Annotated in this window: 7 protein-coding genes; 5 read left to right on the top strand and 2 right to left on the bottom strand. The window is 65.1% G+C overall.

Features of this window, described 5'->3' with window-relative positions:
• A partial coding sequence (locus tag GL279_RS02945; protein WP_281348941.1) for a tetrahydrofolate dehydrogenase/cyclohydrolase catalytic domain-containing protein occupies nucleotides 1–389 on the bottom strand: 389 nt, incomplete at its 3' end.
• Nucleotides 390–642: 253 nt separating this feature from the next.
• Nucleotides 643–1,773 carry an iron-containing alcohol dehydrogenase gene (locus GL279_RS02940; protein ID WP_155063118.1) on the bottom strand — a complete coding sequence of 377 codons (1,131 nt, stop codon included), beginning with the start codon at nucleotides 1,771–1,773 and terminating at the stop codon, nucleotides 643–645.
• 240 nt (nucleotides 1,774–2,013) lie between these two features.
• Here GL279_RS02940 and GL279_RS02935 point away from each other — a divergent pair, with 240 nt between their 5' ends.
• From GL279_RS02935 to GL279_RS02915, 5 genes are all read left to right on the top strand, one after another.
• Nucleotides 2,014–2,775 (top strand): DeoR/GlpR family DNA-binding transcription regulator, encoded by a 762-nt coding sequence (locus tag GL279_RS02935; protein ID WP_155063117.1) that lies wholly within the window; start codon nucleotides 2,014–2,016, stop codon nucleotides 2,773–2,775.
• 392 nt (nucleotides 2,776–3,167) lie between these two features.
• Complete coding sequence (gene ugpB, locus GL279_RS02930) at nucleotides 3,168–4,463, top strand: sn-glycerol-3-phosphate ABC transporter substrate-binding protein UgpB (RefSeq protein ID WP_155063116.1); 1,296 nt, start codon at nucleotides 3,168–3,170, stop codon at nucleotides 4,461–4,463.
• 49 nt (nucleotides 4,464–4,512) lie between these two features.
• Nucleotides 4,513–5,394 (top strand): sn-glycerol-3-phosphate ABC transporter permease UgpA, encoded by an 882-nt coding sequence (gene ugpA / locus GL279_RS02925; RefSeq protein WP_155063115.1) that lies wholly within the window; start codon nucleotides 4,513–4,515, stop codon nucleotides 5,392–5,394.
• Nucleotides 5,387–6,250, top strand: coding sequence for a sn-glycerol-3-phosphate ABC transporter permease UgpE (gene ugpE / locus GL279_RS02920; protein ID WP_155063114.1), 864 nt, complete (start codon nucleotides 5,387–5,389; stop codon nucleotides 6,248–6,250). The genes ugpA and ugpE overlap by 8 nt, the downstream gene beginning before the upstream one ends.
• On the top strand, nucleotides 6,251–7,327 hold the full coding sequence (locus GL279_RS02915) for a sn-glycerol-3-phosphate import ATP-binding protein UgpC (RefSeq protein WP_155063113.1): 1,077 nt from the start codon (nucleotides 6,251–6,253) through the stop codon (nucleotides 7,325–7,327).
• Nucleotides 7,328–7,338: the final 11 nt, after the last annotated feature.

Below are 7,338 nucleotides of genomic sequence, written 5' to 3'. Positions count from 1 at the left end.
AGCAGGCCGACATTGCTGATGGTAAAGCCGTCGACGTCCTTTTCCGGTGCGATGGCATTGATGACGGCCTCGGCGTCCAGATGCCCCGGCAGCGGCAGCTGCACCAGGATGCCATGCACCGCCGGATCGGCATTCAACTTAGCAATCAGCGCCATCAGCGCGTCCTGCCCGGTCGAGGCCTCAAGCTTGTGCTCAAAGCTCACCATTCCGGCTTCGCGCGTCTGGATGCCCTTGTTGCGCACATAGACCGCCGAGGCCGGATCCTCGCCCACCAGCACAACCGCAAGACCGGGCACAATCCCGCGATCCGATAACCCAGATACCGTCGCGGAAACTCGCCCGCGAAGCGCCTGCGAAAAACTCTTCCCGTCGATCAATGCTGCCTTCATCGTCCACTCCTTCGCTTCGCCGGGTTCCGCCGCCGGCCCTTGGTCCGGTTGCCTGTGCCTTGCGAGATAGCCCAGCTGGCTGCTGGTTCCCAGAGCCGCCTGCACAGCTTGCACGCGGCCCCCGCCTCCTGCTCCGATCGGGCCATTTCTGTCTGGCGGCCCCGGATTTTTGCAACGTTTTGCGACCTCGACAGGTCGGTTTCGCGCGGCGGGCGCGATTATCCAATGGCCGCGCCGCATGGTGATCACGCGCTCAGGCGGCGGCAAGCACCGCCATCAGCGCCGCGACCGGAGGCACCACCGGATTGCCCCTCATCGAGGAACTCAGCAGCGCCGCCTCGGCCACGGTAGCATGCTGCGAGGGGGCCAGCCCCTGCGCGCCGAGGTCCGGCAGGCCGCAGGCCCGCGCCCAATCCGCCAGCCGCTGCGGCGCCTCGGTCGAGGTGCCGCCCAGAATGCCGGCGATCAGGCCGCAGACCTCGTCCAGCCGTTCGGGCCGGGGGGACAGTTCGCGGTTCATCCGCAGCACCGGGCCCAGCAGGCCGCCACAGATCGCGCCATGCGCGGCCGGGATCAGCCCGCCGATCACCCCGGCCAGCCCGTGCACCGCGCCCAAGCCCCCATTGGCCAAGGCCATGCCGCCGCACAGGCTGGTCCATGCCATCACATCGCGCGCCGCCGCATCCTCGCCCTGCATCAGCCGCATCAACGCCGCCAGCCCCGGTGCGATCACCGGACGGACCAGCGCATCGGTAAAGGGCGTCGCCTTGCACGAGACATAGGGCTCGATCACCTGCGCCAGCGCATCCAGCCCCGAGGCCAGCGTCACGCCGCGCGGGCAGCCATCGGTCAGCGCCGGATCGACAAGGGCCAGACGCGGCAACATGCGTTCGTCGCGGATCGAGACCTTGCGGCCATGTTCGGGCAGGCCGATCACCGCATTTCGCGTGGCCTCGGCCCCGGTGCCGGCGGTGGTCGGGATCGCGACATAAGGCAGGGGCGCCGCCACCAGCGGCAGGCCACGACCGACGACCTCAAGGTGATCCATCGCCCCGCCCGGCGCCGGGATCAGCCCGGCCAGCGCCTTGCCCAGATCCAGCGCCGCGCCGCCGCCCAGACCGGCGACCCAATCGGCGCCAAAGCCCTTGGCCTCGGCCAGCGCCGCCTCAAGCATGGGCAGCGTCGGCTCGGCGGGGCAGGCCAGCGGCAGCAGTGCTGCGCCCTCGCGCTGCAATGCCTCAACCAGCCAGGCGGCGCGGCGGGGATCGGCGCCATGCACCAGCACGCCGCGCGACCCCAGCGCGCGGATCAGGCCCGGCGCGCGGGCGGCCTCGCCCCGACCAAAGAGCACACGGCCGGGCAGCGCAAAGGCAAAGGGTGTCATGGCGGCTGGGTTCCCCTGATCAAGGCTACTGCCGATCTGATAGGCCGGCGGCGGGGGCTTGTCATCCCGCGCGATCCCGATCCCGACAACTGGCGGGTCGAAATTCGTTTCTGAAGGAAGCGGCGAAAAACGAATGCCATGCGCCCGGAAACCCGGCGCAAACCGGGCCCGAGGGAACGCTTGCGCGCATCGGCGAATGGCCTACACTTTGTTCAGCAAGCCGAGAGGGGGAACGGATACATGGTGCTCAGCATCCGGCAAAGCGAAATCCTCGAACTGGCCCGCGCCGAGGGGCGGGTTCTGGTCGAGGAACTGGCCCAGCGATTCGACGTGACCCTGCAGACCATCCGCCGCGATCTGGGCGAGATGGCCGAGGCCGGGCTGCTGGACCGGGTGCATGGCGGCGCGGTGCCGCGCGCCGGGACGGTGAATCTGGGCTATGAATCGCGCCGCCGCCTGAATGCCGAGGCCAAGGCCGCCATCGGCGCCGCCTGCGCCGCCGCCATCCCCGACAATTCCAGCCTGATCCTGAACCTTGGCACCACGACCGAGGCGGTGGCGCAGGCGCTGATCCATCACAGCAACATCACCGTGGTCACCAACAACATCAATGTCGCCAATATTCTGCTGGCCAATCCCGGCTGCGAAATCATGGTGGCCGGGGGGGCGCTGCGCCGTTCCGACGGCGGGCTGGTGGGCGAGCTGACCACGCAATTCTTCGAACAGTTCAAGGTGGATTACGCGGTGGTTGGCACCTCGGCCTTGGACCCTGACGGCGACATGCTGGATTTCGATCTGGCCGAAGTGCGGGTCAGCCGCGCCATCCTGCGTCAGGCCCGCCAGTCCTTTCTGGTCACCGACCATTCCAAGCTGGGGCGTACTGCCCCCGCCCGCATCACCAGCCTGTCCGAGATCGACACCGTCTTTACCGACAAGCCGCTGCCGGCCGAACTGAGCGCGCGCTGCGCCGAATGGAACACCCGGATCCGGGTCTGTGCATAGCGGCCCCGGCCCGGCGCGGCTGCAATCGACGCAACGTCAGCGCAGGCCCAGCATCGACAGGATGAACAGCACGACCACGACGAGGCCGACCAGATAAATGATGGAATTCATGGATTTGTCCTTTCGTCCTGGCGAACGGGCGCCCTCTGCCGGTCAACGGTCCGGCAGGCCATAAGGTTTCCGCCGGGGGGCAATAAACTTTGTTTGTTCGACCTGGCGTCATGCCCCTGTCATCCTGCCTTGCGAATTGACAGCCCCGCATCGGGTCGGACTACACTTGCTCTGCCGAGAGGAGGACTCCGGCCCCCGGCCGGGCCTCTGACCGGACCTCTGACGGGGCCGGACGGGGGTGGACACACGATCCGCCAACCATAAGGAACGGAGGAAACGCCTTGAAAACCACAGTTTTGCTGATTGCCGGCCTGGGTGCGCTGCCCTTGGCCGCCCAAGCCAAGACCGACATCTCCTGGTGGCATGCCATGTCGGGCGCCAATGCCGAGGTGGTCGCCAAGATCGCCGCCGATTTCAACGCCAGCCAGTCCGATTACGAGGTCAAGCCGGTGTTCAAGGGCACCTATCCCGAGACGTTGAATGCCGGCATCGCCGCCTTCCGCGCCGGGCAGGCCCCTGACATCATTCAGGTCTTTGACGTCGGCACCGGCGTCATGATGGGCGCGCAGGGCGCGATCAAGCCGGTCGCCGAGGTCCTGAAAGAGGGCGGCTACAGCTTTGACAAAAGCCAGTATCTGGCCGGGATCGTGGGCTATTACTCGACCCCCGCAGGCGAGATGCTGTCGTTTCCCTACAACAGTTCGTCGCCCGTCCTCTATTACAACAAGGACATCTTCCAGAAGGCCGGGCTGAACCCCGACCAGCCGCCCAAGACCTGGGCCGAGACCTGGGCCGCCGCCCGCAAGATCAAGGAATCGGGTGCGGCGACCTGCGGCTATACCTCGACCTGGCTGACGTGGATCCACACGGAAAACTTTGCCGCATGGAACAATGTCAGCTGGGCCACGAATGAAAACGGCCTTGCCGGCACGCCCGAGCTGAAGATTGACAGCCCGCTGTTCGTCAAGCACTTCCAGGAACTTGCCGATCTGGCGAAAGAGGGCGTCTTTGTCTATGGCGGCCGCACCAGCGAGGCAAAGCAGAACTTCACCTCGGGCGAATGCGGCATCCTGACCGAAAGCTCGGGTGGCTTGGGCGATATCGTCAAATCGGGCATCAACTATGGCATCGGCCAGTTGCCCTATGACGAGACCGCCGCAAGCGCGCCGCAGAACACCACGCCGGGCGGTGCCTCGTTGTGGGTGATGGCCGGCAAGTCGGACGAGGTCTACAAGGGCGTCGCCGCTTTCTTCAACTATCTGTCGCAGACCCCTGTGCAGCAATATCTGCACGAACAATCGGGCTATCTGCCGGTGACCATAGCGGCCTATGAGGCGACCAAGGCCTCGGGCTTCTATGAAAAGAACCCGGCGCGCGAGGTGCCGATCCTGCAAATGTCGGGCAAGGCGCCGACCGAGAACTCGAAAGGTGTGCGCGCGCCGAACCTGCCGCAGCTGCGCGACATCCAGAACGAGGAATATGAAAAGATGCTCTCGGGCCAGCAGGACGCGGCGACCGCGCTGAAGAACGCGGCGACGCGCGGCAATGCCGCCATCAAGGACGCCGTCGGCGGCTAAGGCCATGCGGCGGGTGCCCCAGGGTGCCCGCCGTCCGAAAGGGGAACGGATGAGACGCACGGTCTTTCCGCACAAGCTGCTGCCTTGGCTGCTGCTGGCGCCGCAGCTGGCGATCACGCTGATCTTTTTCTATTGGCCGGCCGCGCAGGCGTTCCGCCAGTCCATGCTGCGCGAGGATGCCTTCGGGCTGAAGACGACCTTCGTGGGCCTGGCAAATTTCCGCAAGGTGCTGGCCGATCCCGCCTATCTGAACGCGCTGCAGGTGACGGTGCTGTTTTCTGCGCTGGTGGCGTTCTTTGCCATGGGGATTGCGCTTTTTCTGGCCGTGCAGGCGGAAAAGGTCATTCGCGGCAAGGGATTTTACCGCACGCTGATGATCTGGCCCTATGCGGTGGCGCCGGCCGTCGCCGGGATGCTGTGGCTGTTCATGTTCAACCCCAGCTTTGGCACATTGGCCTGGCCCTTGCGCCAGATGGGCGTCAACTGGAACCCGCTGCTGAATTCCACCCATGCCATGATCCTTGTGGTGGCCGCGGCGGTCTGGAAGCAGATCAGCTACAATTTCCTGTTCTTCGTCGCAGGCCTGCAAGCCATTCCGCGCTCGCTGATCGAGGCGGCAGCGATTGACGGTGCCTCGCGCCGGCATGCGTTCTGGACCATCGTGTTTCCGCTGCTGACGCCGACGACGTTTTTCCTGCTGGTGGTGAACACGGTCTATGCGCTGTTCGACACCTTCGGCATCATCCATGCGGTGACCGGCGGCGGCCCCGGCAAGGCCACCGAGACGCTGGTCTACAAGGTCTATAACGACGGTTTCGTCAACCTGATCATGGGCGATTCTGCCGCGCAATCGGTGATCCTGATGGTAATCGTGATCCTGCTGACCGCCTTCCAGTTCCGCTATATCGAACGGAGGGTGCATTATGGCTGAGGCATCGCCCTTTGCCGCGCGCGGCGCCGGCCGGCTGGTCGCGCATTTCTGGATGATCCTTGGCGTGATCGTGGTGGCCTTTCCGGTCTATTACGTCTTTATCGCCTCGACCCATACGACGCAGACCATCCTGCGCCCGCCCCTGCCCCTGCTGCCGGGCCCCGAGGCGGTGCGGAACTATCAGGACGCGTTTTCCGGCGGCATCAGCAAGATCGGCGGCGTCAGCCTGTGGCGGCTTCTGGCCAATACCACCATCGTCGCCATGGGCATCGCACTGGGCAAGATCGCGATCTCGATGGCCTCGGCCTATGCCATCGTGTTCTTTCGCTTTCCGCTGCGCATGGCCTGTTTCTGGCTGATCTTCATCACCCTGATGCTGCCGGTCGAGGTGCGCATCCAGCCCACCTACAAGGTCATGGTGGATCTGGGCCTGATCGACACCTATCCCGGGCTGATCCTGCCGCTGATCGCCTCGGCCACGGCCACGTTGCTGTTCCGGCAGTTCTTCATGACCATCCCGGACGAACTGCTGGAAGCCGCGCGGGTGGATGGCGCCGGCCCGTGGCGGTTCTTCAAGGACATCCTGTGGCCGCTGTCGCTGACCAATGTCGCGGCGATCTTCGTGATCCAGTTCATCTATGGCTGGACGCAATATTTGTGGCCGCTGCTGGTCACCAATTCGAATGAAATGAACACCATCGTCATCGCGCTGAAAAAGATGATCTCTTTCGCCGATGCCGATACGCCCTGGAACCTCGTGATGGTCACATCCGTGTTGGCCATTCTGCCACCAATCCTGGTGGTGGTGCTGATGCAGCGCTGGTTCGTCAAGGGTCTGGTGGAAACGGAGAAGTAAATGGCCGCCATCACCCTGAAAGACATCCGCAAAAGCTATGCCGGCAATGAGGTGATCCACGGCATCTCGATCGACATTCCCGATGGCGAATTCGTCGTCATCGTCGGCCCCTCGGGCTGCGGCAAGTCCACGCTTTTGCGCATGGTGGCCGGGCTTGAGGAGATCACCTCGGGCACATTGGAAATCGGCGGCCGCGTGGTGAACGATCTGGAGCCGCGCCAGCGCGACATCGCCATGGTGTTTCAGAACTACGCGCTTTACCCGCATATGTCGGTGCGCGAAAACATGGCCTACGGGCTGAAGATCTCGAAACTGCCCAAGCCCGAGATCGAGGCCCGCGTCGCCCGCGCTGCCGACATGCTGGAGCTTCAGCCCTATCTGGACCGCAAGCCGCGCGCCCTGTCGGGCGGCCAGCGCCAGCGCGTCGCCATGGGGCGGGCCTTGGTGCGCGATCCTGCGGCGCTGCTGCTGGACGAACCGCTGTCGAACCTTGACGCGAAACTTCGCGTGCAGATGCGGCTGGAAATCAAGGACATGCACCTGCGCACCGGCCAGACCACGCTGTATGTGACGCATGATCAGGTCGAGGCTATGACGCTGGCCGACCGGCTGATCGTGATGAACAAGGGCATCGCCGAACAGATCGCTACGCCGCTTGAGGTCTATGAGCGCCCGGCCAGCGAATTCGTCGCAGGCTTCATCGGCTCGCCGGCCATGAACATCCTGACGGTCGAATGTCGCGACGGCGGCGCGCTTTTGCCCGGCGGCCATCCGCTGGCGCTGGCGGGTCTGCCGGCGGCGGGGCAGGTCCGGCTGGGCCTGCGCCCCGAGGATCTGCATCCCGCCCAGCCCGGCGCCGATACCATCCCGGTCGAGCTGCGCTCGGTCGAACATCTGGGCGCCGACGCCTTTGGCTATGGCACCATCGCCGGCAGCGAGATGCCGCTGGTGCTGCGGCTGCCCGGCAGCACCCGGGCGCAGCGGGGCGAGCGCATTGACCTTCGGCCCGACCCGGCGCAGATTCATCTGTTCGATCCCGCTGATGGCCGGCGCATGACCGCCCGGACCCAGAAATAAGGAATTTGCCG

Origin of the sequence: Paracoccus limosus (assembly GCF_009711185.1) — a bacterium.
Lineage (GTDB): Bacteria > Pseudomonadota > Alphaproteobacteria > Rhodobacterales > Rhodobacteraceae > Paracoccus > Paracoccus limosus.
This window is presented reverse-complemented; position numbering and strand designations above follow the sequence as displayed.

Excerpts from the sequence above, each read along its gene's own strand:
- GL279_RS02935 (WP_155063117.1), top strand. The coding sequence starts at position 2,014 with ATGGTGCTCAGCATCCGGCAAAGCGAAATCCTCGAACTGGCCCGCGCC.
- ugpE (WP_155063114.1), top strand. The coding sequence starts at position 5,387 with ATGGCTGAGGCATCGCCCTTTGCCGCGCGCGGCGCCGGCCGGCTGGTC.
- GL279_RS02915 (WP_155063113.1), top strand. The coding sequence starts at position 6,251 with ATGGCCGCCATCACCCTGAAAGACATCCGCAAAAGCTATGCCGGCAAT.
- GL279_RS02940 (WP_155063118.1), bottom strand. The coding sequence starts at position 1,773 with ATGACACCCTTTGCCTTTGCGCTGCCCGGCCGTGTGCTCTTTGGTCGG.
- ugpA (WP_155063115.1), top strand. The coding sequence starts at position 4,513 with ATGAGACGCACGGTCTTTCCGCACAAGCTGCTGCCTTGGCTGCTGCTG.